The sequence below is a fragment of the Staphylococcus simulans genome, assembly GCF_002902285.1.
Taxonomy (GTDB): domain Bacteria; phylum Bacillota; class Bacilli; order Staphylococcales; family Staphylococcaceae; genus Staphylococcus; species Staphylococcus simulans.
This window is the reverse complement of record NZ_PPRU01000001.1, coordinates 1-24,447: the sequence shown is the minus strand read 5'-3', so window position 1 is coordinate 24,447 and position 24,447 is coordinate 1. Positions and strand designations below refer to the sequence as shown.

Sequence of the window (24,447 nt, the reverse complement as noted above, 5' to 3'; positions counted from 1 at the left end):
CAGTTAGTTCCAAACTCTTGTTACTGTATAGACGTCTCCTAGTTGTTTAATACGTTCTACGACTTTAAATACTTCGTTGACGTTTTTAACCATCACACTTAAATTAATAATAGCATTTTTTTCAACATCAGATTTACCTGATACTTTAACTAAATTACTGTCAGTTGCGTTAACCGCTTGTAGTACTTCATTAAGTAATCCGTTGCGGTCATAGGCAGTGACTTCTAAATCAACTTGATAACGTTGTGTAGAGTCTTTAGATTTCACCCACTCTACGCTGATCAAACGTTCTTTTTCATTTCGGATATTCGGACAATCTGTACGGTGTACTTTAATACCATGTCCTTTAGTAATATAACCTACAATATCGTCACCTGGAATCGGATTACAGCATTTAGATAATTTGATCAATACGTTTTCAATACCTTCAACATAAACACCGCTGTCTGTGGTGATATTGTCTTTAATCGGTACAGATTTTGTGACTTCTTGCGCTTCATTCAATGCACGTTGCTTGTCAAGAATACGTTGTTTTTCCGTTAACTTGTTAACGATTTGTGATGATGTCACACCGCCAAAACCTACTGCCGCAAATAAATCATCTTCACTTGAGAAATTATATTTTTGATTGACGATATCTATATTCGCTTCTGTCAATACTTCATCAACTTTAAAGCCTTGTTCCTTAATTTCCGCTTCTACCATAAACTTACCTTTTTCAATGTTTGAAGAACGGTCTTGTTTTTTGAAGAAGCTTTTAATTTTGCTTTTTGCACTGGAAGAACGAACAATTTTCAACCAGTCTCTGCTTGGTCCATAGGAATGTTTGCTTGTTCGTATTTCAACAATATCTCCAGTTTGCAATACGTAATCAATCGGTTCGATTTTACCATTGACCTTTGCACCGATCATTTTGTTGCCGACTTCACTGTGTACGGCATAGGCGAAGTCAATCGGAACTGCACCATAAGGTAATTCAATCACATCACTTTGTGGTGTGAAGGCATATACTTTATCACTTTGTAAATCGAACTTCAATGATTCCATAAATTCTTGTGCATCATTCGCTGTTTTATCCGCTTCTGCCAAGTCTTTCAACCATGATAGTTTCTTAGCATAACTTGAATTATCATCAGTGACTTTCTTGCCTTCTTTATAAGCCCAATGCGCCGCAACCCCGTGTTCAGCAATTTCATGCATTTCATGTGTTCTGATTTGAATTTCTAAAGGATCGCCATTAGGACCTACAACAGTGGTATGCAACGATTGATACATGTTTTGTTTAGGCATCGCAATATAGTCTTTGAATCTGCCAGGCATCGGTTTCCATAAAGTATGTACTAAACCTAATACCGCATAACAATCTTTAATTGAATCAACAATAATACGCACTGCTAATAAATCAAAGATTTGATCGAATTGTTTCTTTTGTTTCATCATTTTACGATAGATACTGTAAATATGTTTAGGACGGCCGTTAATCTCACCTGAAATATGCATTTTATCCATTTCAGCACGTATATTGTCTATCGCGTTTGCAATATAAGCTTCACGCTCACTACGTTTTTTCTTCATGAGATTGACGATACGGAAGTACTGTACACCATCGATATAACGAAGCGCTATATCTTCAAGTTCCCATTTGATTGTATTAATCCCTAAACGGTGTGCAAGAGGTGCGTAAATCTCTAATGTTTCTTTAGAAATTCTAATTTGTTTTTCTCTCGGCATCGCTTTTAAAGTACGCATATTATGCAGTCTATCTGCTAATTTAACTAAGATAACACGTACATCTTTGGCAATCGCAATAAATAACTTTCTATGGTTCTCAGCTTGTTGTTCTTCTTTAGAACGATATTTGACTTTCTTTAATTTCGTAACCCCTTCAACAATCATGGCTACTTCATCGTTAAACATCGCTTTTACGTCATCAAATGTGTAAGGAGTATCCTCAATTACATCATGTAAGAAGCCTGCAACAATAGTCGGTCCGTCAAGATGCATCTCAGTTAAAATACCAGCTACTTGAATCGGGTGCATAATATAAGGCAAACCATTTTTTCTGAATTGGCCTTGATGCGCTTCATATGCGATATGATAGCTTTTCAAGACATGTTCATACTCCTCTTTGGATAAGTAGGATTTTGCTTTATATAAGACTTCATCTGCGCTGTATGGATATTCATTATTCACATTAGACACCCCCACATCTTCTTTTTAAGTACATTTTATTTTATAAACTGCTTGTCAGTTTGTTTGAATATTTCGTATTTCAACAATAGTTATATAGGTTACCAGCCTATTTTCAACTCGTTCCTTTTATCACAACTTACATTTATATTAAATAATATATCTATTCTACTATACATTGACAGATAATTGAACCACTATACTTCGACGTATTGTGTGAACTTTCGCAATTATCTTGTCAGTGTCGTTTACAAGCTCACCTTGTAGAATTAACTTTTATTTAAAAACAAAAAACAAATTTTGCAAATAAATAAATGTATCGCTTACCCTTCACTAGTAAGCGATACATTATTTTACTCATCATATGAAATTAAGCTTAATACTTCGTAGTCTTTAATCTTTTCATAACCATGTAAATATTTTAATTCGATGATAAAGGCAATACCAGCTACAACACCTCCTAGTTCTTCAACGAGTTTGATTGTAGCTTCAATCGTGCCGCCTGTCGCTAGCAAATCATCAGTAATTAAGACGCGTTGTCCTGGTTTAATAGCATCCTTATGCATAGTTAAAACGTTAGTACCATATTCCAAGTTGTACTCATATTTGATGACTTCTCTAGGAAGTTTGCCTTCTTTACGTACTGGTGCAAATCCGATTCCCATTGAATACGCTACAGGACAACCGATGATAAAGCCACGTGCTTCAGGACCTACAACGATATCTACTTCTTTTTCTCTAGCAAATTCAACGATTTGATCTGTCGCATAACCATAAGCTTCCCCATTATCCATAATCGTTGTGATATCTTTGAAATTGACGCCTTCTTTAGGCCAATCTTGTACTTCTGAAACATATTGTTTTAAATCCATTTATTTATTTCCTCCTAATTACTTAGCTAGCTGTTCTTTAATCCAAAGTTTCACCTTTGAAAAGTCATCATATAACAAGAATTTCTCAACATCTATCCGTTTAAGTCTTGCTTGATAAAGCTTACTAGAAGTAATGTCCTTTTTATCTACATTTTTATTCACTTTAATTATACCATGATTATTCTCAATAAAATCTAATTCATTAAAGACTTTGAGCATAAATATCAATAAAGGCGGTTTGATTTTTAAATAGTTGCATAACTGCATTCCATCTTGTTCTAAGTTGATTTCATCTTTCATAAATAAGGCTTTATAGCACGCCTTAAAATGGTTCATTTGCGGCATGCCGTCAAAATAAATAGAGTGTTGATGGTTCAACTCTAAAATAATTTGACTGGCTTGAATTGACTTTAATGTTTGTGCCATGGTTTCTAAATCCAATGGTAACTCTTTAAAGATATATCTGTCATAAACTTGTTCAATTATATCTCCATAGAAATATTGATGTTCATGTGCTTTTTCAGCCTGTGCATTGATAATTTCTGCAGTCGATGCATTATCATGCATCTCATGTTGACGTGCTTTGCCTCTGAAGTCTAAAATTTGCAGCTGTTCTGAAGCCATATCTTGTACCATGAATTGAGGTGATTGATTACCATTCCATTCATTTATTTGTAAGGTCCCGATTAAATTTAAGGGCTCGTTCGGTTCTAGTTGGTGTGCATATGCACCATTTTGCCAATAAAGGGCTTGTAACTTAGAATCACCTAGTGTCATTTTTAAATGTTTGCCTTCTTGACCAATCCCTTTAGATTGTTTGACTTGAATCCCATCTAATTCAAACACAGGACTAGTAAAGTCTGTACCGAATGGTCGTAACTTTTCAATATCTGAAATATTTTTAACCGTAATATCAGATTCGCTTAATACTAAATCTACTTTTTTCCTAGGTGTTAAATCTTCGTATTTTGCGAGTTCTGCCATATGAGCATTTAACGCTGTTTTAAGCTTTTCTATATTTTCAATTGGTAAAGTCATTCCTGCTGCCATATGATGCCCACCGAATTTTGAAATCAATGGTCTTTCTTTATCTAGCATCTCATACATTGAAACTTGTTCAATACTGCGAGCAGAACCTTTCGCAAAATCTTGTGCAGTATCAATGTTTAGAATGATCGTCGGCAAGCCATATGTTTCAACAATTCGTGAGGCAACGATGCCAAGAACACCTTCATGCCAATTTTCTTGGGCAAGGATTAAGAAGCGGTTTCCAGCTTCTACTTCCGCTTGTGCCATTTCAAGTGCTTCGTCTGCAATCTCTTGAACAATATCTTTTCGTTCTTGATTAAAATGTTCAACTTGCTCAGCTAAGAATTCCGCTTCTTCCGCACTTTCACACATTAACAATTCCGCTGCTAAACTTGCATCATCTAGACGGCCTACTGCATTCAAACGCGGTCCTATTATAAAACCAATCGTTTCTTCGTTTATCGCGTCGTTATACCCTGCTTGACTTAGCAGCGCTTCGATGGCAACTGATGGATGATTGTTCATCACCTTTATACCTTGTTGTACAATAGCTCGGTTTTCATCTGTTAATGAGACCAAATCAGCAACTGTACCTATGGCTGCCAAAGCTGTAAATTCGTGTGCAGGATGATCAAGTAATGCTTGAGCAATTTTTAATGCGACCCCTGCACCGCTTAAGTATTTAAATGGATAGTCAAAATCTGGATGCATCGGATGCACAATCGCATAAGCTTCCGGTAACGTTTCACCAATTTCATGGTGATCTGTAATAATCACATCTATGTCTAATTCTTTAGCCACTAGCATTTCATGATGACCTTGGATACCATTATCAACTGTAATAATCAAATCGATACCTTCATCCGCTGCATTTCTAAAGGCTGCTTCATTTGGTCCATATCCTTCAGTAAATCGATTTGGAATATACCATCCGACTTCTGCACCAAGTTCTCTTAATGCACTGACTAATATAGATGTAGATGTTACCCCATCAGCATCATAATCTCCATAAACTAAAATACGTTCTTTTTTATCAAGTGCTTGATTGATACGTTCAATAGTTTTCTTCATATCACTTAACGCATAAGGGTCATGCTGAATTTGAGATGGTTCTAGTAATTGTTTGATTTCAGAAGACGCTATTACACCTTTGCTTTGTAATATTTTTTGTACGATAGGTGTAAGCTTTAATGCTTTAGCGTCATCTGATGTGATTTCTGATATATTCGATTGTAAATCCCATTTATACTTAGCTTTAATCATATAACGACTTCCCTCTTTTCCATATGTCATTATACAGAAGAACTCATAAAATAAAAAGCAACTTCTACCAAACATAGCGTTTTACATCATAAAAAAACTCCCAGACTAAAAAGTCCAGGAGTTAATACTCTCGTTCTATTAAACCAGAATTTTATCTTCGTTTTTACGTTTTTCACGATAAACGACAAGTTTATGATTTGGTGCTTTTTTAAGCTGTTGTTTTTTCATCATGCCCCATAAAGGTACAGCGATGAACACAGATGAGAATACACCAGAAACTAAACCAATTAATAATGCAAGTGCAAAGTTGAAGATACTTGATGCACCGAACATTAATAATGCGACTACAACAATCACAACTGTTAATACAGTGTTGATTGAACGTGTCAGTGTTTGTCTGATTGAACGGTTTACAATTTTGTCAATCTGTTCTGGTTTAGTAATCACCCTGATTTTATGCAAGTTCTCACGTACACGGTCAAATGTAACGATTGTATCGTTAATAGAGTAACCGATAATTGTTAGAACTGCTGCGATAAATGTTACATCTACTTCAATTCTGAACAAGCTGAATACCGCAACAATCATAAAGGCATCATGCAGTAATGCGATGATAGATGATAAGCCCATTCGCCATTCGAATCGTAATGAAATGTATATAATCATACCGATGGATGCGTAAATCAATGAAAGTAATGCGTTTTTCGCAATTTCTTGACCAATCACCGGTGAAACTGTGTTAACAGTAGGTTCATTACCGAATTCTTTTTTCATCACATTTTTAACTTTAGCAACTTCGTCTTTGCTCAAATCATTTTTAAATTGAACAGAAGCGCTATCGTTATTACCAGATAATGAAATACGGTCAGGCTTCATATGCGCTTTGTCTAATTGTTTTGTAACGTCTTCTTGTGTAATCTTATGATCTGCTTTCATATCAACACGTGTACCACTTGTAAAGTCGATACCTAAGTTTAATTTGAATATAAACAGAATCACTACACCAGCAGCAATCACAATACCACTGAACCAGAATAATGGTTTCGCAAGTTTCATGAAGTTCCAATGATCATAAGGTGTTTTTAATTGATACACATCAATACCTTCATTGATATCATGTCTGTCTTTCTTCTTAATACCAAATAACCAGAAACTTTTCTTGAAGTAATTTGATTGTACTAACAATGATAATAAGATACGTGTTAAGAATACTGCTGTCACGAAACTCATTAAGATTGCGAGTAATAACATCGTAGCGAAACCTTTAACCGCACTTTCACCAAAGAAGAATAACACAGCTGCCGCTAAGACAGTTGTTAAGTTCGCATCTAAAATCGTAATAAAGGAACTCTTATTCGCTTTGTGGAAAGCTTGTTTCAATGTTCGTCCGATTCTCAACTCATCTTTAATCCGTTCATACATGATGATGTTCGCATCAACCGCCATACCGACACCAAGTACCAGTGCCGCTAAACCTGGCAATGTAAGTACACCATGAATGAAGTTGAAGGCTACTAAAGTTAAGTAGATATATGTTGTTAATGTAATTACGGCAATAATACCAGGTAATCTGTAGAATCCTACCATAAATAAGTAAATGACTCCGACACCTAATAATGAACCGAAGATTGTTTTATCTAATGCATCTTGACCGAACTGTGCACCTACAGAGTTAGAGTAAATTTCTTTAAGATGTACTGGTAAAGAACCAGAGTTCAATAAGTCAGCAATTTGTTTTGCTTTTTGAACGCCTTCTTCGCCATTAAATCCACCAGAAATTTCTACACTGTCAGAGTTGATAGGTTGATCAACTGACGCTGCTGAAACATATTTCGGGTCTTTTTTCTCTTTTTCTTTTTGGTAACTATCGCCTTTTTCGTAGTCTAACCAAACAACCATCACGTTTTCTTTACGTTTTGAAATCTCTTCTGTGACTTTCTTGAATTTTTTACTATCTTTCAATTTGAAAGTAACAGCCGGTTGGTTGGTATTCTGCTTAAACTCTTGTTTTGCAGAACCTTGAACTAAATCCTTACCTGTTAATTTAACGTTATCGTCTGAGTCGCGAATCGTTAAATTCGCTTGTGAAGATAAAATGTCTCGAGCTTCATTTTGGTTTTTAACACCAGCAAGTTGTACTCGAATACGGTTATTATCTTCAACAGTAATCTTAGGTTCAGATACCCCTAAGACGTTGACCCTGTTTTCTAACGTTTTGGCTGTGGCTTGAACAGCCTTATCGTCTATCTTATCACCCTTTTGTAATGGATTAACTTGGTAAAGTACCTCAAATCCACCTTGAAGGTCCAAGCCTAAACGAACGTCTTTAATTACATTCTTGTAAGTTGCTGCCATGCCAGCAAAAAGCAACACAACAAGTAACAAGAATGCAATTATTCTACTGTTTTTCTTCACATGAACACCTCATTATTTACTTATGTAAATAGCATACTTGATTTTTCAAATGAACTGCAAGCTAAAACCAAACGTTTCGGTTTGTTCTTACACTGCATTTCAATTGAATGAACCTATATAGCTTACTACATCCTTACTCAGCTTTCAAAAATTCGAACAATACTTTGTGTGATGCATAGCGTGTACAATTAATTAAAACCAACATTAAATCACGTTAATACTATGCAAAACCTTATAAAATCGTATTCCAATATTGAATTATACACGCTCCTACACTAATTTAAAACAACTTTTCATGCATTTAAAGTAATTCAAACAAAATTAAAACATCCTAAAACAATCTATATCGGATCGCTTTAGGATGTTTATTGGGTTAATCTATGTACAGGTAATTCGCTTACGCTTGCCTATACTATGTCATACTAACATTAATTAGTCTGGATTAACTTGTTTTACAGCACCTTTTTCAAATGTGATTTGAGTGCCTTTGTCGTTAACTGAAATGACAACTGTTGTTTCATCAACTGCACGTACGACACCTTTGATGCCGCCGATTGTTGTAACGTGTTGTCCTGATTCCAAACGGTTCACCATTTCACGGTGTTCCTTTTGACGCTTTTGTTGTGGTCTGATCATGAAGAACCACATTAAAGCTAATAATGCAATAGGTAAAATAAGACCGGTTAAATTCACAAACATTACTCCTTTAATTAAAAGTTTTTAGGATTTTCTTCATTCAATCCATATTGTTCAAAGAATTCCTCTTTAAAATCTAAAAGACGATCCTCCCGAATGGCCTGTCTGATATCCTCCATTAATTTTAACAGAAAATATAAGTTATGATAAGTAGTTAGGCGTATACCAAAAGTTTCTTCTGCTTTTATTAAATGACGTAAGTAAGCTTTTGTATAGTTACGGCATGTATAACAATCACAATTTTCATCAAGCGGACTTAAATCGTCTGCATATTTTGCATTTTTAATAACCACACGACCATTAGAAGTCATACATGTACCATTTCGTGCTATACGTGTTGGTAATACGCAATCAAACATATCCATACCACGAATACTACATTCGATTAAAGCATCTGGTGAGCCGACACCCATTAAATAACGTGGTTTATCCTTAGGCATGAATTGTTCAGTAAATTCAACCATGTCATACATGACTGGTTTAGGTTCACCCACAGATAATCCGCCAATCGCATAGCCAGGAAAATCTAACTTCACTAATTCTTCAGCGCTTTGCTGACGTAAATCTTTATATTCTCCACCTTGGATAATTCCGAATAAAGCTTGGTCTTCTGGTCGTTTATGTGCTTTCAGACAACGCTCTGCCCATCTTGTTGTTCTTTCGATAGAGTCTTTGACATATTTATATTCAGCAGGCATTGGCGGACATTCATCAAATGCCATCATAATATCTGAACCTAAATCATTTTGAATCTCTGTCGCTTTCTCAGGACTCAAGAATAATTTAGAACCATTTTTATGATGTCTGAAATGAACACCTTCTTCTGTGATTTTACGTAAATTACTTAAACTGAATACTTGGAAACCACCAGAATCAGTCAGAATCGGGCCATTCCAATTCATAAATTTATGCAAACCACCCGCGCGTTTAATAATGTCATTGCCGGGTTGCAACCATAAATGGTATGTGTTGCCTAAAATGATTTGTGCATTAATTTCCCTTAGTTCTTCAGGACTCATAGTTTTAACGGTAGCTTGAGTTCCTACTGGCATAAACATAGGTGTTTCAAACGAACCGTGCGGTGTATGCACGATTCCTAACCTTGCACCGGATTGTTTACATGTTTTGATATGTTCATAAGTTACTGCAGGCATAACTTTTTCACGACTCCCTTAAATAATTAACATTGCATCACCAAAGCTGAAGAATCGATATTTCATTTCGACAGCTGTTTGGTATGCATTTAAAATATATTGTTTTGAACTGAATGCTGAAACTAACATGACAAGTGTGGACTTCGGCAGATGGAAGTTCGTAATTAAAGCATCAATAGCTTTAAACTCAAAGCCTGGATAAATAAAGATATCCGTCCATCCGCTTTGTGCTGTAAATTGGTCATGGTCTCTGCGAATCGTTTCTAATGTTCTTGTTGATGTGGTACCAACTGAAATAATACGATGTCCTTTTTGTTTTGTTTCATTTAACAAATCAGCTGTAGCTTGAGACATCTGATAATATTCGCTATGCATTTTATGATCATCTATATTATCAACGCTGACAGGTCTGAAGGTACCTAAACCGACATGCAGTGTTACAAATGCAAGGTTCACTTGTTTCGCTTTTAATTGTTCTAACAGCTCATCTGTAAAGTGTAAGCCGGCTGTTGGTGCAGCGGCAGAACCTGTTTCCTTCGCATAGACTGTTTGATAGCGATCTGGATCATCTAAACGTTCTTTGATGTAAGGCGGTAATGGCATTTCACCTAATTCATCTAAACGTTCTTGTAAAATACCTTCGTAATATAAACGCATAATGCGTCCGCCTTGTTCTAATTCCTTAATACATTCTGCGATGATTTTCCCTTCACCAAATGATAATTTTTGACCCACTTTGATACGTTTCGCAGGCTTCAATAATACTTCCCAATCATTACCTTCGATTTGTGTCAGCATCAACATTTCTACTTTAGCTTTTGTATCTTCTTTTAAACCAAATAAGCGCGCAGGCATGACTTTAGTATCGTTTAAGACAAGCGTGTCACCTGGATTAAAATATTCGATAATGTCTTTAAAATGACGATGTTCAATGTCGCCATTCTTTCTATTTAATACTAATAAACGACTTGTATCTCTATCTTTTAACGGCGTTTGTGCGATTAGTTCTTCCGGTAAATGATAATCAAACTCTTCAATATTCAAAATTGTCCCTCTTTCCATGTTCAGTGCCAAAGTGTTCATAAGCTAGGGGTGTCGCTTTTCTTCCTCTCGGTGTGCGTTCTAAAAAGCCTTTTTGAATTAAGAAAGGCTCATAGACATCTTCGATTGTAATGCGTTCTTCACCGATAGAAACAGCGATTGTGTCTAAACCGACAGGTCCCCCATTATATTGATTAATAATACAGCGCATCATTTTATGGTCGATATAATCTAAACCATAATCATCAACTTGTAGAAGTTGTAATGCACGTTTTGTTGTTTCAATATATATTTTGTCGTCTTCATTGACTTGTTGGAAATCTCGAACGCGTTTAAGAAGACGGTTGGCAATACGTGGTGTACCTCTACTACGTTTCGCAAGTTCTGCAGCACTCTCTTCATCAATTTCTGTACCTAGTACTTCTGCAGTTCGCTTAATAATATCTTCTAGTTCATCCTCATTATAAAACTCCAAACGTAAATGAACACCAAAGCGATCACGTAAAGGGCCCGTTAAGCTGCCGGCTCTTGTCGTTGCACCTACTAATGTAAATGGAGGCAAATCAATACGAATACTGCGCGCTTCTTCTCCTTTGCCGATCACGATATCTAAATAGAAATCTTCCATTGCAGGATATAAAACCTCTTCAACTACACTGCTTAAACGATGAATTTCATCAATAAACAAAACATCACCTGGTTGCAAACCTGAAAGGATTGCTGCTAAATCACCAGGTCGTTCTATTGCTGGTCCAGTGACTGTTCTGATGTTTACACCCATTTCATTCGCAATGATGTTTGACAAGGTTGTTTTACCAAGTCCAGGGGGGCCGAATAATAAAACATGATCTAATGGCTCCTCACGCATCTTTGCTGCTTTTATAAAGACTTCTAAATTAGCTTTAATTGATGCTTGACCGATATATTGTCTTAGTAAATGTGGTCTCAATGATAATTCAAAAGAATATTCATCATCATGGACCGTTTGATCTACCATTCTGTCATCCATTGTGTCCCCTCCTTTTGACTTATTTTTAAGAAACTAATATTTTCAAACCTGCTTTAACCGCTTCATCCACTGATTCAAACTGCTCTGTACTCAATTTCTTTTCAACTTTTTTCAATTCACGCTTAGAATAACCTAATGCTTCTAATGCAAGCAAGGCTTCTTCTAGGACTGGTGAATTGCCGGATACAGTTGTATCAGGTTGCTGTAATAAAGTATCTGCACTTTCATCTGTGATTTGAACTTTACCTTTTAAATCTAAGATGATTTGACGTGCAGTCTTCTTACCGATGCCTGGGAATTTTGTTAAATACGCTTCATTTTCATTTTCTATACCGATTTTTACTTCATTAGGCGTACTTGCAGCTAAAATTGCCAATGCCGATTTTGGACCAATACCTGTCACTTTATTCAAGCTTAAAAACATTTCTTTTTCTTCTTCTGATATAAAACCATACAACAACTGTGCATCTTCTCTAACAACTAAAGACGTGTAAATTACTACTTCTTGTTGAAATGAAGATTGAAAACGATAAGAGTTCGGTGTTTGGATTTCATAACCGACACCATTCGTTTCCACCACCACGTGTGTTGGGAACAATTGTGTTAATTGACCTTTAATATATGCGTACACGCCGTCACTTCCTTACATTGACATACTGATTATTTCTACTTTATAAACATTTTCAATGTTTCGTAATGCAAAAATCACATCTTCAATCGAAGTCTGACTGCCTGCAGTATTTAAAGACAATGTGATTGTTGCTTTATCTTCCATCGGAATACTTTGATGAATCGTTAAAACAGACATGTGAATTTGAGAAATCGTATTAAGAACTTGTGCAAGCATACCAACCTTATCATGTACATAAAGAATGATAGTGAATTCTCTTGTATCTTCTACCTTTTCATCAATTGGAAAGATAGTATCTTTATACTTGTAAAAGGCACTACGAGATAAACCGTATTGTCTGACTGCTTCATAAATAGACAAATGCGGATTTTCTTTTAATGCATCTTTAATTTGCAATGTTTTAATGACAGACTCTGGAAGTACATCTTCTCGTATCAGATAGAACTTTTTCACTTGTTTATCGTTCACTTAGACACCTCTATTCAACGAATTCAAATTCTCCGCCTAAAATTCTTACGATATCTCCATTTTTCGCACCACGTTCTCTTAATGCATCATCAATACCCATTGAACGCATTTGACGCGCAAAACGTCTAACTGCCGGGTCACTATTGAAATCAGTCATATGGAACATTCTTTCAATTGCTTTACCGCTGACCACAAATGCTGCATCATCATCACGTGTAATTGTGAATGCATCTTGTGATGGTGTGTGTTTGTATAATACACGGTTCACACCTAATGCTTCATCATCTTCTTTAGAGAAATCAACATCTTTATACTCTTCTAGTTTATCAGCAATCGCATAAAGTAATTGATCAAGATTTTCTCGTGTATAAGCAGAAATTGGAATAATCTCTACATCGTCACCAACTTCAGACTTAAAGAGTTCTAAATTATCTTGTGCGTCTGGCAAGTCCATTTTATTTGCGACGATGATTTGTGGACGATCTTCTAAACGTTGACCGTAAGATTTTAATTCATTGTTAATAGTTTGGTAATCTTCATAAGGATCTCTGCCTTCTGATCCACTCATGTCAATCACATGTACAATGACTTTAGTTCTTTCGACATGACGTAAGAATTGATGTCCTAAACCAACACCCTCTGAAGCACCTTCAATTAATCCAGGTAAATCAGCCATAACAAAGCTACGACCGTCAGGTGTTGAAACAACACCTAAATTTGGTTTAATCGTTGTGAAATGGTATGCTCCGATTTTAGGCTTTGCTTTTGAGACTGTTGAAAGCAATGTAGATTTACCCACACTTGGGAAACCAACTAAGCCAACATCTGCCATTAATTTTAATTCTAATGTGACTTCAATTTCTTCACCAGGTTCACCATTTTCACTGAAATCAGGTGCTGGGTTTCTTGGTGTTGCAAATCGAGAGTTGCCTCGACCGCCACGTCCACCTTTAGCGACAACGGCACGTTGTCCATTTTCTACTAGGTCAGCGATGACTTCATCCGTTTCAACTGCTTTAATAATTGTGCCTGGTGGGACTCTTAATACTAAATCTTCCGCATTTCTACCATGCATGTTACTACTTTGGCCGCCTTCACCACGTTTGGCTTTGAATTGGCGTTGATATCTGAAATCGAGTAATGTACGTAACCCTTCGTCTACTTCAAAAACTATAGATGCACCGCGACCGCCGTCTCCGCCTGCCGGGCCTCCGAAAGGAACATATTTCTCTCTTCTATATGCAGTGATACCGTTACCGCCATCGCCTGCTTTTAATAATATTTTAACTTGATCGACAAACATGTTTCTCACCTCTTTTATATATATTTTCTAATGCAATATCTAGATTATTATATCATTCTTTATGTACGCTTAGAAATAAAGACAAAAATAAAACACCAGAAGTTAAACTTCTGGTGTTGCGTCAACAAAAATTACTCAGCTGCAGCGTATACTGAAACTTGTTTTTTGTTACGGCCTTTGCGTTCGAATTTAACAACGCCGTCAATTTTAGCGAATAATGTGTCATCGGCGCCGCGACCTACATTTTCACCAGGGTAGATTTTAGTTCCGCGTTGACGGAATAAAATTGATCCACCTGTTACGAATTGTCCGTCAGCACGTTTAGCGCCAAGACGTTTAGATTCAGAGTCACGTCCGTTTTTAGTAGAACTTACCCCTTTTTTCGATGCGAAGAATTGTAAGTTTAATTTTAACATCTGGATACACCTCACTTATAATTTAATTTTATATTATCGTGGTACTCGTCTTCAATAGTTTGAAGTGATACGAGCATTGCTTGCAAAATCAATTGCGCTTGTTCATCGTTTACGTTTACACTTCTGAGATGGAAATAGCCTCCATCATCGTCATAATCTATGTCAGGTCTTTCAGATGTTAATCCGAGGATAGCATTGACACTTCCGAATAAAACCGCTGAAGCGCCAGCACAGACAATATCATGACCATACTCGCCATGTTCAGCATGACCATCCATGATGACATCTGTTACTTGACCCTCTTCATTAAACGAAACGTCTATCTTAATCATGATTAAGCGTTGATTGCGTCGATTGTTAATTTAGTGTATGGTTGACGATGGCCTTTTTTACGTTTATAGTCTTTACGACGTTTGTAAGTAAATACAGTGATTTTCTTACCGCGACCTTGTTTGTTTACTGTAGCTGTTACTGTCGCACCTTCAACTGTTGGCGCACCAACTTTGACTGCGTCTCCACCTACAAATAAAACTTTGTCAAAAGTGAAAGTGTCACCTTCGTTTACATCTAATTTTTCAACGTAAATTTCTTGACCTTTTTCTACTTTAATTTGTTTACCGCCTGTTTCGATAATAGCAAACATACTTTGCACCTCCTATAAAATAAGTCACGCCATATATAGGTGATACACTTGATATACTTAAACCTATATTTGAGCGGTTGTATGTAGCTATAAACTACTCAACTGCTAAAGCTTACCATCCCTAGGCTTTCCTGTCAATTGGCAAATCTAATTTTTTGATTAATTTTTTAATCAAGCTAAAAACAATCACCAATAACAGTAAATTTACGAAAGCGGTTGGTAATAATCGGAATAATAAAAAGTCCCAAAGATTAAATTTAATTAATCCTAACAAACCATAAATTAATGCTTGGTAAATTTCAAAGATGATTGTAAACAGCCAAACACCAATGAATACCATCGTATGATCTCGATAGTATACTTTGAAAAAGAAATCCATCAAAATCACAAATAATAAATAACCAAATGTATTTAAACCATAGATTGTTCCATAATATAAATCAGTAGTTAATCCGAAAATTATCGCAAGTACAACTGCGATACTTGGTTTTTTATAGATGGTAATAATCAACAAATACATCAACAATAAATGCGGTACGAAGATAATCCCTCTTCCACCGATTTGCATCGGTATCACTAAAGCGATTAATGAATCAAGATAGAACAATACAGCCCCAATTAAAAAATAGTAAAACGCACGCATTATTCATCACCGCTTTCATCAGGAAGTGTTTTCGGATCGCGTTGTGCAACATAAACATGATCTAAGTCACTTAAATCTGCCGCTGTTTTTACTCTCACTTCTTTTGAAAGCCCATATTGATCATTTTCTACTTTAGTAACTTCACCGATATATAAGTTGCTTGGTATTTGATTCGCTAAACCACTTGTCACAACTTTATCGCCTTTTGCGATTTTATCCTTATTATCAATATCACTGATAACTAATTCATTTGTTTTTCTATCATAATGGTTAATCAACCCGAAGATTTTTTTAGAATCATGTTGAATATTAACTGAAAGTTTACCATTACGAGATGAAGTTGAAAGCAAATCTACTTGAGCAGAAAACTGATTGACTTTGACAACTCTGCCGACTAAACCTTCTGCTGTAATAACAGCTTGGTTTTGTTTGATTCCGGCTTTTTTCCCTTTATCAATAATCGCTTTATTCATCCATTGGTCTGGATTTCTAGCAATCACTGTTGCGCTGAGAGGTTCGTATTTAGAGATGTCTTTAATATCTAATTCTTTACGAAAACCTTCATTTTCCGCTTTCAATCTCTCATTTTCTGCCTCTAATTGTTTGATTTTATTTTTATCCTCTTTTGATGTTTTTCCATTGAATAAACCGTCAATTGAACCTGTTACTATATGTAATGGATAAGATAGTACGCGTTGAGGAACGGACACGGTATCACCGACATATTGTTCCACAGGCGATTGGTGATGTGATCTGATCGATAACCCTATTAACGATATAAATAGAATCAGGGAACAGAAAATAACAATCAATTTGTTATTTTTAAAAAACTTGGACAACCTGAACACCTCTATTAACTCAATTTTTCATATCTCACTATATTTTATATTATTATACACCTTAGTTAAAGTGCCAACTGTACCTGACAAAAAATACTTAAAAAAAAGAGCATCAGCAATTCATTTGAAATCGGCTGATGCCCAAAAAATATCTTCATTTTATTTTAATTAAAAATCAGCTGTAAATGTTCATATACACTGTCTAAGTCTGAATCATTATTTCTTGTTGCTGTCTTCTTTTTCATCTTCTTTATACAGGGTTTCTTCTTTTCTCCAGTTCTCAAACAGCTTTTGCGCTTTTGATTGTTCAGCAGCGTTTTTTCCATTTGTTTGTTTACTCATTAAAGAACACCAAACCTCTCTATCAATGATTCAACACAAGGGTAACGTAAGACTGTATTATTTTCAAGATAATGCACTATAGAAACAACTCGATTTATTTAAAATAAGCTACAGGGTGCATTTGTATATTTTGCTGCATCGCTTGTAAGTCTTGATGCAGTTCAATTTCCGTTGCATAAATACGTAATTCATCAGAACCGAATTTGTACATGATAAACTGATTGCCACGTTGCCCAATTAAATAATTTTCATTATAGCCCATTCTGCTTAATCCGCTGACATCCATAAACTCTTCTTTATTCAACATGTTAAAGATGTTCTTAGTCTGACTTGCGGGCATATTATTCAAAATATCATTTTTTTCTACAACATAACGTTGGCCAGGTTTGAAATCTTCAATTGGTACATTACCGCCTTGATAAGATGAATAGGTAGTTTTATTGCTGATTGGATTCCATTCTTGTTCTTTTAAAAACGGTGCATATTTCAACGCAAAAAAGACAATTACAATGATGCATCCGACTGCTATAATATTTTTAATGATGTTAAATAGAAAACGCATCCTCACACCGTCCCATTCTTAATGATTTCATTGTACGCTTTTTTACGAGAATTTTCATCAGACTAGAGAACGACACTTGATTTAAATCCCAAGACCGATGCATCCACAATACATTTCAGTTACACTATATGTAAAGGAGTTGCAGCCATGTCAATTTTAACAATTATTTTACTCGTATTATTGATTGGTCTACTCTTCAGAGTAGGTGTTTCATTACTACGTTTTATCATAAAAATTGCGATTTTCGCTTTAATTATTTATTTAGCTTATCAAGGGATTATGTGGATTCTGAACTATTTTCAAATGCATCCATTTTAAATCAAAGCATATTTACTACATTCCGATAACACCTTCATGTCGTGTTATCGGTTTTTTAATCATCAAAATACCCCGCTTCAACCAAACTCAAATACTTCGCATCTCCAATAATTATATGATCAAGCAATTCAATGCCAAGCACTCTGCCACACTCTTGCAATCGTTTTGTTGTATGAATATCTTCTTTTGAAGGTGTCACATCACCAGACGGATGATTATGTACCACAATAATCGCATTGCTCGACCACTTAATAGCTGCTTTAAATACCTCTCTAGGATGCACCACAGAAGAATTCAAAGTTCCTACAAAGATGACTTCATGACGAATTACAATATTCTTTGAGTTCAAAAATAATACCTCAAACTGTTCATGTGTTAAATGCATCATCCTCGATAAAAAATAATCCGCCGCATCTTGGGGTGAATTAATTTTTACTTTCTCTTTTTGATCCGGCGCATTCATACGTTCACCTAGTTCAAACGCTGCCTTTAAAATCACCGCTTTATACATACCGATACCTTTCACATCCATCAAGTCATTTAAAGACAATAGTTTTAAATCTTTAAGCTTCGTTGTTAAATTTAATAAATCTTGCGCAACTTCGACACTAGACCGCCCTTTTCTGCCAGTATTAATCAATATGGCAAGCAACTCGGACTCAGATAAGTGTTGCGCTCCTTTAGCTATAAGCTTCTCTCTAGGTTTATCACAATCAGGTAAGTGTTTTATATTCAAAATGAAACCTCCGTTTAATAAAAGTGAAGTATAAATAATAAGTTAGGATAAATGATAGAAATAGTTAAAAAGCTGATAAAAATAAAGGGGATAAGCGGCACTTCTAATATTCTACGCTTCGTGAACAAACGAAACATTATCATAAATAAACCACCAATAATAAAAGTCATACAGAATATCATGAGGAAAAATAAATAAGGAAAGACGAGACTGAGTAAAGTGAAAATTAAAATGTCTCCGTACCCTATCGCATGAGGTGCAAGTATAAATAAAATGTGAAGCAAAATTACAATACCAATTTGCGTTATAAACACCTTTGGCGCTAAGGCTATGACAACTATAATAAAAATTAAAACAAAGTGGACGGGAATCGTATGTGTATGCATATCATACAGTGCAGCAACGAGCAGAAATAAATATAAAGCAAGAAATAATGCAGAAGATGGGTAAATTACATTGAAAACAAGCAAACCGATTGGCAATAACGCACATAATTCACCAATAACATGTAATTTAGAGAGTTTGTGCCTACAATACCGGCATTGACCTTTTAATATCACAAAACTAATAATCGGAACTAAATCATACCATTTTAAATCATGATGACACGTTTCACATTTTGAACGTTGTTTCATATAACTGAAGTTTAATGTTTTAACAAAACACAGTTGATACAAAAAACTTTCAAGCACTGAAGTGATTAGGACAGCTACAATAACGTGCAGAAGCTTCACCTACTTTCTGAAATATCAACGTTATTATACGTGCTAGGAAGGTCATTTTCAAATAGTATGTATAAAATATTTTATTTTAATTTTTTACGAACAAACACCATATATAATTGTCATTTTTACATGCAGAAAACATTAAAATCTCCTTCTGAAATGGCCGTGAATAAACGTCATCTCAAAAGGAGTTTAGTATTTAATATTTAATTAAAGCCATTAAGCTTCAAAGTTCACTTTTGCTTTCACTTCACTGATGAAGTATAAGCTGCCAGTAATAACCAATGTATCGCCTTCATAATTCTCTACAAAGTCTACATAGTCATCAATTAAAATTGGATCAAAATGTTCTGCTTCATTTGCGATTTCTTCTTTTGGCTTCGCACGATAGAAATCAAAGTTTGTGATATAAACATGATCTGCAATTTGTCCTAAATCTTCTAACATATGATGAATTGGTTTGCCGCTTACAGCTGAGAACAAAATATCAACCTTATCTTTATGATAATAATTTTGAATTGTACTCACTAATGCATCGATGCTTTCATTATTATGAGCGCCATCAATAATCATAAGCGGTTTTTCTTTAACTTCTTCAATACGCCCTGTCCAGCTGACTTCTTCCATAGCTTTAATCATTTTATTGAAGTCTAACTGAATTTGTCCCGCTTCAAACATCACAATTAACGCTGTAATCGCTAAAGCTGCATTTTCTTTTTGATGTTCGCCAAGCATATGCAACGCTATGTTTTCTAATTCATAATCTTTAAAGCGATACGTAAATTCATCTTCTTCTGAAACAACAGAAATATCTTTATCCAACTCATAAGCAGGCGCTTGTTGTTTTTCTGCATATTCACTTAAGTATTTTAAAGCATCATCTTCTTTAACAGAATAAACAAACGGCGTATCCGCTTTAATGATATCACCTTTATCTTTAGCAATATCCAAATAAGTAGAACCTAATAAATCTGTATGATCTAAACCAATGCTCGTTAGAATTGTCAAAATAGGTGAAAATACATTTGTCGAATCATTTTTAATACCAAGTCCTGCTTCAACAATCACAAAGTCTACAGGTCGGATCGCGCCGAAGTATAAGAACATCATCGTTGTTATAATTTCAAATTCAGTCGCTGTTCCATATTCAGTTTCCGCTTCCATCTCTTCACTTACCGGCTTCACACGAGCAACCAGGTCAACGATAACATCATCGCTGACTGGCGACCCGTTTAAGCTGATTCTCTCATTGAACGTTTCAATATAGGGTGAAGTAAATGTACCGACATCATAACCATTCTCGACAAGTGCAGCACGTAGATATGCGACTGTAGAACCTTTGCCATTTGTTCCGCCGACATGGATGCCTTTAATGTTTTGTTCTGGATGACCTAGGCGTTCTAGCATCCACTCCATGCGTTTTGTGCCTGGTTTGATACCAAACTTATTTCTTTCGTGTATCCAATATAAGCTGTCTAGGTAATTCATTATCAGGACTCCTATGCTTTTAATTGTTCAATTCTAGCTTTGACGCTATCATATTTTTCTTGATAATCTTCTTTTTTGGCACGTTCTTCATTGATAATTTTTTCAGGCGCTTTATTAACGAAGTTTTCGTTTGATAATTTTTTATCGACACGATCAAGTTCGCTTTGCCATTTATCTAATTCTTTTTCTAAACGTGCAATCTCTTTATCCATATCGATTAAACCTTCTAATGGTAAAATCACTTCACCTGCACCGACTACAGAAGTCATTGCTTTATCAGGTGTTTCGATATCTGTTGAAATGATTAACTCGCTTGGGTGGCCGAAGCGGTCAATGTAATGTTTATTTTCTTCAAGCATTTGAGTGATTTCCGCATTTTTCGTTTTAATATAAATCGGAATTGCTTTTGAAAGCGGTGTGTTCACTTCTGAACGAGCTTGACGGACAGCTTTAATAATTTCTACGACATATTGCATCGCTTGTTTACTGTCTTCATACATAAATTCAGTTTGAACTTGTGGCCAAGCGCTTGTCACAATTGTTTCACCTTCATGCGGTAAGTTTTGCCAAATTTCTTCTGTCACAAATGGCATATAAGGATGCAACATACGCATTGTACGGTCTAATACATAAGATAAGACTGAACGTGTAACTTGTTTTTGCGCTTCGTCTTCACCATTCATTGGAATTTTACTCATTTCGATATACCAGTCACAGAATTCATCCCAAATAAAGTTATATAAAGCACGGCCAACTTCACCAAATTCATATTTATCACTTAAGTCAGTTACCGTTTTAACTGTTTCGTTTAATCGCGTTAAAATCCATTTATCAGCAAGTGATAAGTTTTGAGATAAGTCGATATCTTCAAATTTGAAGTCTTCACCAATATTCATCAAGCTGAAACGTGCAGCGTTCCAAATTTTGTTAATGAAGTTCCAAACTGATTCTACTTTTTCAGTTGAGTAACGTAAATCGTGACCTGGAGATGAACCTGTAGCTAAGAAATATCTTAAGCTGTCTGCACCATATTGGTCGATAACATCCATAGGATCTACACCATTACCTAATGATTTACTCATTTTACGGCCATCTTCCGCACGAACTAAACCATGTAATAATACATCGTTGAAAGGACGTTGATCTGTAAATTCTAATCCTTGGAAAATCATACGTGCAACCCAGAAGAAGATAATGTCATAACCTGTAACTAATGCATTAGTTGGATAGTAGCGTTCAAAATCTTTTGCTTCAGTATCTGGCCAACCAAGTGTTGAGAATGGCCATAAAGCACTAGAGAACCATGTATCTAGTACATCTTCATCTTGTGTCCAATTTTCAATATCTTCTGGTGCTTCTTCTCCTACATAAATTTCGCCTGTTTCATTATGATACCAAGCTGGGATTTGATGACCCCACCATAATTGACGTGAAATTGTCCAGTCACGGATATTTTCCATCCATTGATTAAATGTATGTTCAAAACGTTCAGGTACAAAATTCACACGATTATCTGTTTTTTGATTATCAAGTGCACGTTTTGCTAGAGGTTCCATATTTACGAACCATTGTGTAGATAAGTAAGGTTCTACGATGGCACCGCTTCTTTCAGAATGTCCAACAGCATGTGTGTGATCTTCAATTTTAATCACTAAGTCTTCTGCTTTTAAGTCTTCTACTAATTGGTCACGACATTCGAAGCGGTCCATACCTTCGTATTTACCAGCTTTGTCGTTCATTTTACCTGATTCATCCATGACGATAATAGATTCAAGGTTATGTCTTTTACCTAATTCAAAGTCATTAGGGTCATGTGCTGGTGTTACTTTCATAGCACCACTACCAAATTCAACGTCTACATATTCATCCGCTAAAATTGGCAACTCGCGACCGACAATCGGTAAAATAACTTTTCTGCCAATAACATCTTTATAACGTTCATCATTAGGGTTAACGACAATTGCAGTATCCCCTAACATTGTTTCAGGACGTGTTGTAGCAATTTCAATATATCCTTCGCCATCAGCGTAAGGATATTTAAAATGATAAAATTTACCTGGTGTGTCTTCGTGAATAACCTCAATATCAGAAATCGCTGTTTTCGCAACAGGGTCCCAGTTGATAATACGTTCGCCACGATAAATTAAACCTTTGTTATACATATCTACAAAGACTTTTTTAACCGCTTTACTTAAGCCTTCATCTAATGTGAAGCGTTCTCTATCATAATCAAGTCCAAGACCTAATTTCGCCCATTGTTGACGAATAAATGAAGCATATTCTTCTTTCCAGCTCCAAACTTCTTCTAAGAATTTCTCACGACCTAAGTCATGTCTTGAAATACCTTGTTCTTGTAATTTTGCTTCAACTTTTGCTTGTGTCGCAATACCCGCATGGTCCATACCAGGCAGATACAAAGTATCGTAACCTTGCATACGTTTCATACGTGTTAAAATGTCTTGTAACGTTGTATCCCAAGCATGACCTAAATGTAATTTACCAGTTACATTCGGAGGTGGGATAACAATCGTATACGTTTCTTTTGATGTGTCTCCGTTAGGTTTGAAATAGCCTTTCTCTACCCATTCTTGATAGCGTCCAGCTTCAACCTCATTCGGATTGTATTTTGGTTTCATTTCCATAGGACAATTCCTCCTTAAAATAAAAAACACCCGTTCCTATACATAGGACGGATGTTCCGTGGTACCACCTAAATTCAACATAGTTCATCTATATTGCACTTCATAATGATTAACGCTCAATACACGCTTTAACCTACTGTACTGTTCAGCTAAAGATCTAAGCGGGCTACCTTCAACAGCATCAATTATGTATTTTCACCAACCATACATTCTCTTTGAAATTAATCAACTGTCTACTCTTCCCGAAATCATATTCTCTACTAATTTATAGTATAATAGAACTCTAAAATAAGTCAATGCGAAGGAATGAAATTTTATGAATGAATGTGCATTCAACACAACTGATCCACTCTATATTGAATATCATAATAAAGAATGGGGTCAGCCGCTTTATGATAGTCAAAAATTATTTGAACTAATGGCTCTAGAATCACAACATGCGGGACTTTCTTGGTTAACGATTTTAAAGAAACGTTCTGCATATCGTGATGCTTTCTATCAATTTGACCCTCATAAAATTGCACAAATGACAGAAAAAGATATTGATGAACTCATGGAATTTCCTAATATCGTTCATTATAGAAAGAAGTTAGAAGCAATTGTCAGCCAAGCAAAAGGCTATATTCAAATTGAAAAAGAACATGGCAGTTTTAGTGATTTTCTGTGGTCATACGTTGATAATCAGCCGATTGATTTGCGATATCGTTTATCTAAAGACCGTATCACCGTCGATGAACGCGCTAAAAAAATGTCTAAAGACTTAAAGAAATATGGCTTTAAGTTTATGGGTCCTGTAACGATGTTTTCATTTTTAGAAGCAGCAGGTCTCTATGACGCCCACTTGATTGGTTGTCCTTATAAGCCATCAAAACAGTAGGAGCACGGTTGTGTTCCTATTTTATTTTAAAATTTAAAATTGTCGTAAAATTCTCTCTATTTTATGCTAGAATATCAAATATATTAAATTTTAAGGGGGCATTTTATGGAATGGTTAAAATTAATAGGTATTCTAGTTATTATTA

Annotated in this window: 24 protein-coding genes and 2 other annotated features; of the genes, 2 read left to right on the top strand and 22 right to left on the bottom strand. The window is 35.5% G+C overall.

Annotated features, from left to right (window positions below):
• Nucleotides 1-3: 3 nt before the first annotated feature.
• The 18 genes from CD112_RS00110 to CD112_RS00030 form a co-directional block, all read right to left on the bottom strand.
• Entirely contained in the window at nucleotides 4-2,193 is a 2,190-nt protein-coding gene (locus CD112_RS00110; protein WP_103363650.1) for a RelA/SpoT family protein, read from the bottom strand.
• A gap of 350 nt (nucleotides 2,194-2,543) precedes the next feature.
• On the bottom strand, nucleotides 2,544-3,062 hold the full coding sequence (locus tag CD112_RS00105; RefSeq protein ID WP_103363649.1) for an adenine phosphoribosyltransferase: 519 nt from the start codon (nucleotides 3,060-3,062) through the stop codon (nucleotides 2,544-2,546).
• Between the two features lie 18 nt (nucleotides 3,063-3,080).
• Nucleotides 3,081-5,354 (bottom strand): single-stranded-DNA-specific exonuclease RecJ, encoded by a 2,274-nt coding sequence (gene recJ, locus CD112_RS00100; protein WP_103363648.1) that lies wholly within the window; start codon nucleotides 5,352-5,354, stop codon nucleotides 3,081-3,083.
• A gap of 138 nt (nucleotides 5,355-5,492) precedes the next feature.
• On the bottom strand, nucleotides 5,493-7,769 hold the full coding sequence (gene secDF / locus CD112_RS00095; RefSeq protein ID WP_023016068.1) for a protein translocase subunit SecDF: 2,277 nt from the start codon (nucleotides 7,767-7,769) through the stop codon (nucleotides 5,493-5,495).
• 432 nt (nucleotides 7,770-8,201) lie between these two features.
• Complete coding sequence (yajC, locus tag CD112_RS00090) at nucleotides 8,202-8,462, bottom strand: preprotein translocase subunit YajC (RefSeq protein WP_002481121.1); 261 nt, start codon at nucleotides 8,460-8,462, stop codon at nucleotides 8,202-8,204.
• A 17-nt stretch (nucleotides 8,463-8,479) separates the two neighbouring features.
• Nucleotides 8,480-9,619, bottom strand: a complete 1,140-nt coding sequence (gene tgt / locus CD112_RS00085) for a tRNA guanosine(34) transglycosylase Tgt (protein WP_002481122.1) — start codon at nucleotides 9,617-9,619, stop codon at nucleotides 8,480-8,482.
• A gap of 18 nt (nucleotides 9,620-9,637) precedes the next feature.
• Nucleotides 9,638-10,663, bottom strand: a complete 1,026-nt coding sequence (queA, locus tag CD112_RS00080; protein WP_002481123.1) for a tRNA preQ1(34) S-adenosylmethionine ribosyltransferase-isomerase QueA — start codon at nucleotides 10,661-10,663, stop codon at nucleotides 9,638-9,640.
• Entirely contained in the window at nucleotides 10,653-11,669 is a 1,017-nt protein-coding gene (gene ruvB / locus CD112_RS00075) for a Holliday junction branch migration DNA helicase RuvB (protein ID WP_023016070.1), read from the bottom strand. Before ruvB ends, queA begins: the two co-directional genes overlap by 11 nt.
• A gap of 25 nt (nucleotides 11,670-11,694) precedes the next feature.
• Nucleotides 11,695-12,300 carry a Holliday junction branch migration protein RuvA gene (gene ruvA / locus CD112_RS00070; protein ID WP_002481125.1) on the bottom strand — a complete coding sequence of 202 codons (606 nt, stop codon included), beginning with the start codon at nucleotides 12,298-12,300 and terminating at the stop codon, nucleotides 11,695-11,697.
• A 12-nt stretch (nucleotides 12,301-12,312) separates the two neighbouring features.
• Nucleotides 12,313-12,768, bottom strand: coding sequence for an ACT domain-containing protein (locus CD112_RS00065; RefSeq protein WP_002481126.1), 456 nt, complete (start codon nucleotides 12,766-12,768; stop codon nucleotides 12,313-12,315).
• A gap of 10 nt (nucleotides 12,769-12,778) precedes the next feature.
• Nucleotides 12,779-14,071, bottom strand: coding sequence for a GTPase ObgE (obgE, locus tag CD112_RS00060; RefSeq protein ID WP_023016071.1), 1,293 nt, complete (start codon nucleotides 14,069-14,071; stop codon nucleotides 12,779-12,781).
• A 131-nt stretch (nucleotides 14,072-14,202) separates the two neighbouring features.
• Nucleotides 14,203-14,487 (bottom strand): 50S ribosomal protein L27, encoded by a 285-nt coding sequence (gene rpmA / locus CD112_RS00055; protein ID WP_103363647.1) that lies wholly within the window; start codon nucleotides 14,485-14,487, stop codon nucleotides 14,203-14,205.
• A gap of 11 nt (nucleotides 14,488-14,498) precedes the next feature.
• Nucleotides 14,499-14,819, bottom strand: a complete 321-nt coding sequence (locus CD112_RS00050; RefSeq protein WP_002481129.1) for a ribosomal-processing cysteine protease Prp — start codon at nucleotides 14,817-14,819, stop codon at nucleotides 14,499-14,501.
• A 2-nt stretch (nucleotides 14,820-14,821) separates the two neighbouring features.
• Nucleotides 14,822-15,130, bottom strand: coding sequence for a 50S ribosomal protein L21 (rplU, locus tag CD112_RS00045; protein WP_002481130.1), 309 nt, complete (start codon nucleotides 15,128-15,130; stop codon nucleotides 14,822-14,824).
• A 12-nt stretch (nucleotides 15,131-15,142) separates the two neighbouring features.
• Nucleotides 15,143-15,219 (bottom strand) — a sequence feature (ribosomal protein L21 leader region).
• Between the two features lie 32 nt (nucleotides 15,220-15,251).
• Nucleotides 15,252-15,773 (bottom strand): rod shape-determining protein MreD, encoded by a 522-nt coding sequence (mreD, locus tag CD112_RS00040; RefSeq protein WP_060804784.1) that lies wholly within the window; start codon nucleotides 15,771-15,773, stop codon nucleotides 15,252-15,254.
• The gene (mreC, locus tag CD112_RS00035) at nucleotides 15,773-16,612 is read right to left on the bottom strand and encodes a rod shape-determining protein MreC (protein ID WP_002481132.1); all 840 of its coding nucleotides are present in this window, start codon (nucleotides 16,610-16,612) and stop codon (nucleotides 15,773-15,775) included. Before mreC ends, mreD begins: the two co-directional genes overlap by 1 nt.
• Before the next feature lie 216 nt (nucleotides 16,613-16,828).
• A complete protein-coding gene (locus CD112_RS13710) occupies nucleotides 16,829-16,954 on the bottom strand; it encodes a hypothetical protein (protein ID WP_002481133.1) in 126 nt (41 codons plus the stop codon).
• A gap of 94 nt (nucleotides 16,955-17,048) precedes the next feature.
• On the bottom strand, nucleotides 17,049-17,516 hold the full coding sequence (locus CD112_RS00030) for a DUF4930 family protein (protein ID WP_002481134.1): 468 nt from the start codon (nucleotides 17,514-17,516) through the stop codon (nucleotides 17,049-17,051).
• Between the two features lie 147 nt (nucleotides 17,517-17,663).
• On the opposite strand from CD112_RS00030, the gene CD112_RS13545 reads away from it, so the two are divergent.
• A complete protein-coding gene (locus CD112_RS13545) occupies nucleotides 17,664-17,834 on the top strand; it encodes a hypothetical protein (RefSeq protein WP_002481135.1) in 171 nt (56 codons plus the stop codon).
• Between the two features lie 55 nt (nucleotides 17,835-17,889).
• On the opposite strand, the gene radC is transcribed toward CD112_RS13545, so the two are convergent.
• The 4 genes from radC to CD112_RS00010 all read right to left on the bottom strand — a co-directional run bounded on the left by radC (nucleotide 17,890) and on the right by CD112_RS00010 (nucleotide 23,425).
• Complete coding sequence (gene radC, locus CD112_RS00025) at nucleotides 17,890-18,570, bottom strand: RadC family protein (RefSeq protein ID WP_002481136.1); 681 nt, start codon at nucleotides 18,568-18,570, stop codon at nucleotides 17,890-17,892.
• Between the two features lie 14 nt (nucleotides 18,571-18,584).
• A complete protein-coding gene (locus CD112_RS13915) occupies nucleotides 18,585-19,262 on the bottom strand; it encodes a prepilin peptidase (RefSeq protein ID WP_159081709.1) in 678 nt (225 codons plus the stop codon).
• Nucleotides 19,263-19,514: 252 nt separating this feature from the next.
• Nucleotides 19,515-20,783, bottom strand: coding sequence for a bifunctional folylpolyglutamate synthase/dihydrofolate synthase (locus tag CD112_RS00015; protein ID WP_103363645.1), 1,269 nt, complete (start codon nucleotides 20,781-20,783; stop codon nucleotides 19,515-19,517).
• A gap of 11 nt (nucleotides 20,784-20,794) precedes the next feature.
• Nucleotides 20,795-23,425: a valine--tRNA ligase gene (locus CD112_RS00010; RefSeq protein WP_060804786.1), complete on the bottom strand. Its 2,631-nt coding sequence runs from the start codon at nucleotides 23,423-23,425 to the stop codon at nucleotides 20,795-20,797.
• 40 nt (nucleotides 23,426-23,465) lie between these two features.
• Nucleotides 23,466-23,679: a binding site (T-box leader), on the bottom strand.
• A 62-nt stretch (nucleotides 23,680-23,741) separates the two neighbouring features.
• Here CD112_RS00010 and CD112_RS00005 point away from each other — a divergent pair.
• Nucleotides 23,742-24,302, top strand: a complete 561-nt coding sequence (locus tag CD112_RS00005; RefSeq protein ID WP_103363644.1) for a DNA-3-methyladenine glycosylase I — start codon at nucleotides 23,742-23,744, stop codon at nucleotides 24,300-24,302.
• Nucleotides 24,303-24,447 lie beyond the last annotated feature (145 nt).

Coding starts and splice junctions, on each gene's coding strand:
- CD112_RS00105 (WP_103363649.1), bottom strand. CDS start 3,062: ATGGATTTAAAACAATATGTTTCAGAAGTACAAGATTGGCCTAAAGAA.
- recJ (WP_103363648.1), bottom strand. CDS start 5,354: ATGATTAAAGCTAAGTATAAATGGGATTTACAATCGAATATATCAGAA.
- tgt (WP_002481122.1), bottom strand. CDS start 9,619: ATGCCTGCAGTAACTTATGAACATATCAAAACATGTAAACAATCCGGT.
- ruvB (WP_023016070.1), bottom strand. CDS start 11,669: ATGGATGACAGAATGGTAGATCAAACGGTCCATGATGATGAATATTCT.
- obgE (WP_023016071.1), bottom strand. CDS start 14,071: ATGTTTGTCGATCAAGTTAAAATATTATTAAAAGCAGGCGATGGCGGT.
- rpmA (WP_103363647.1), bottom strand. CDS start 14,487: ATGTTAAAATTAAACTTACAATTCTTCGCATCGAAAAAAGGGGTAAGT.
- CD112_RS00050 (WP_002481129.1), bottom strand. CDS start 14,819: ATGATTAAGATAGACGTTTCGTTTAATGAAGAGGGTCAAGTAACAGAT.
- rplU (WP_002481130.1), bottom strand. CDS start 15,130: ATGTTTGCTATTATCGAAACAGGCGGTAAACAAATTAAAGTAGAAAAA.
- mreD (WP_060804784.1), bottom strand. CDS start 15,773: ATGCGTGCGTTTTACTATTTTTTAATTGGGGCTGTATTGTTCTATCTT.
- CD112_RS13710 (WP_002481133.1), bottom strand. CDS start 16,954: ATGAGTAAACAAACAAATGGAAAAAACGCTGCTGAACAATCAAAAGCG.
- CD112_RS00030 (WP_002481134.1), bottom strand. CDS start 17,516: ATGCGTTTTCTATTTAACATCATTAAAAATATTATAGCAGTCGGATGC.
- CD112_RS13545 (WP_002481135.1), top strand. CDS start 17,664: ATGTCAATTTTAACAATTATTTTACTCGTATTATTGATTGGTCTACTC.
- CD112_RS00015 (WP_103363645.1), bottom strand. CDS start 20,783: ATGAATTACCTAGACAGCTTATATTGGATACACGAAAGAAATAAGTTT.
- CD112_RS00010 (WP_060804786.1), bottom strand. CDS start 23,425: ATGGAAATGAAACCAAAATACAATCCGAATGAGGTTGAAGCTGGACGC.
- CD112_RS00005 (WP_103363644.1), top strand. CDS start 23,742: ATGAATGAATGTGCATTCAACACAACTGATCCACTCTATATTGAATAT.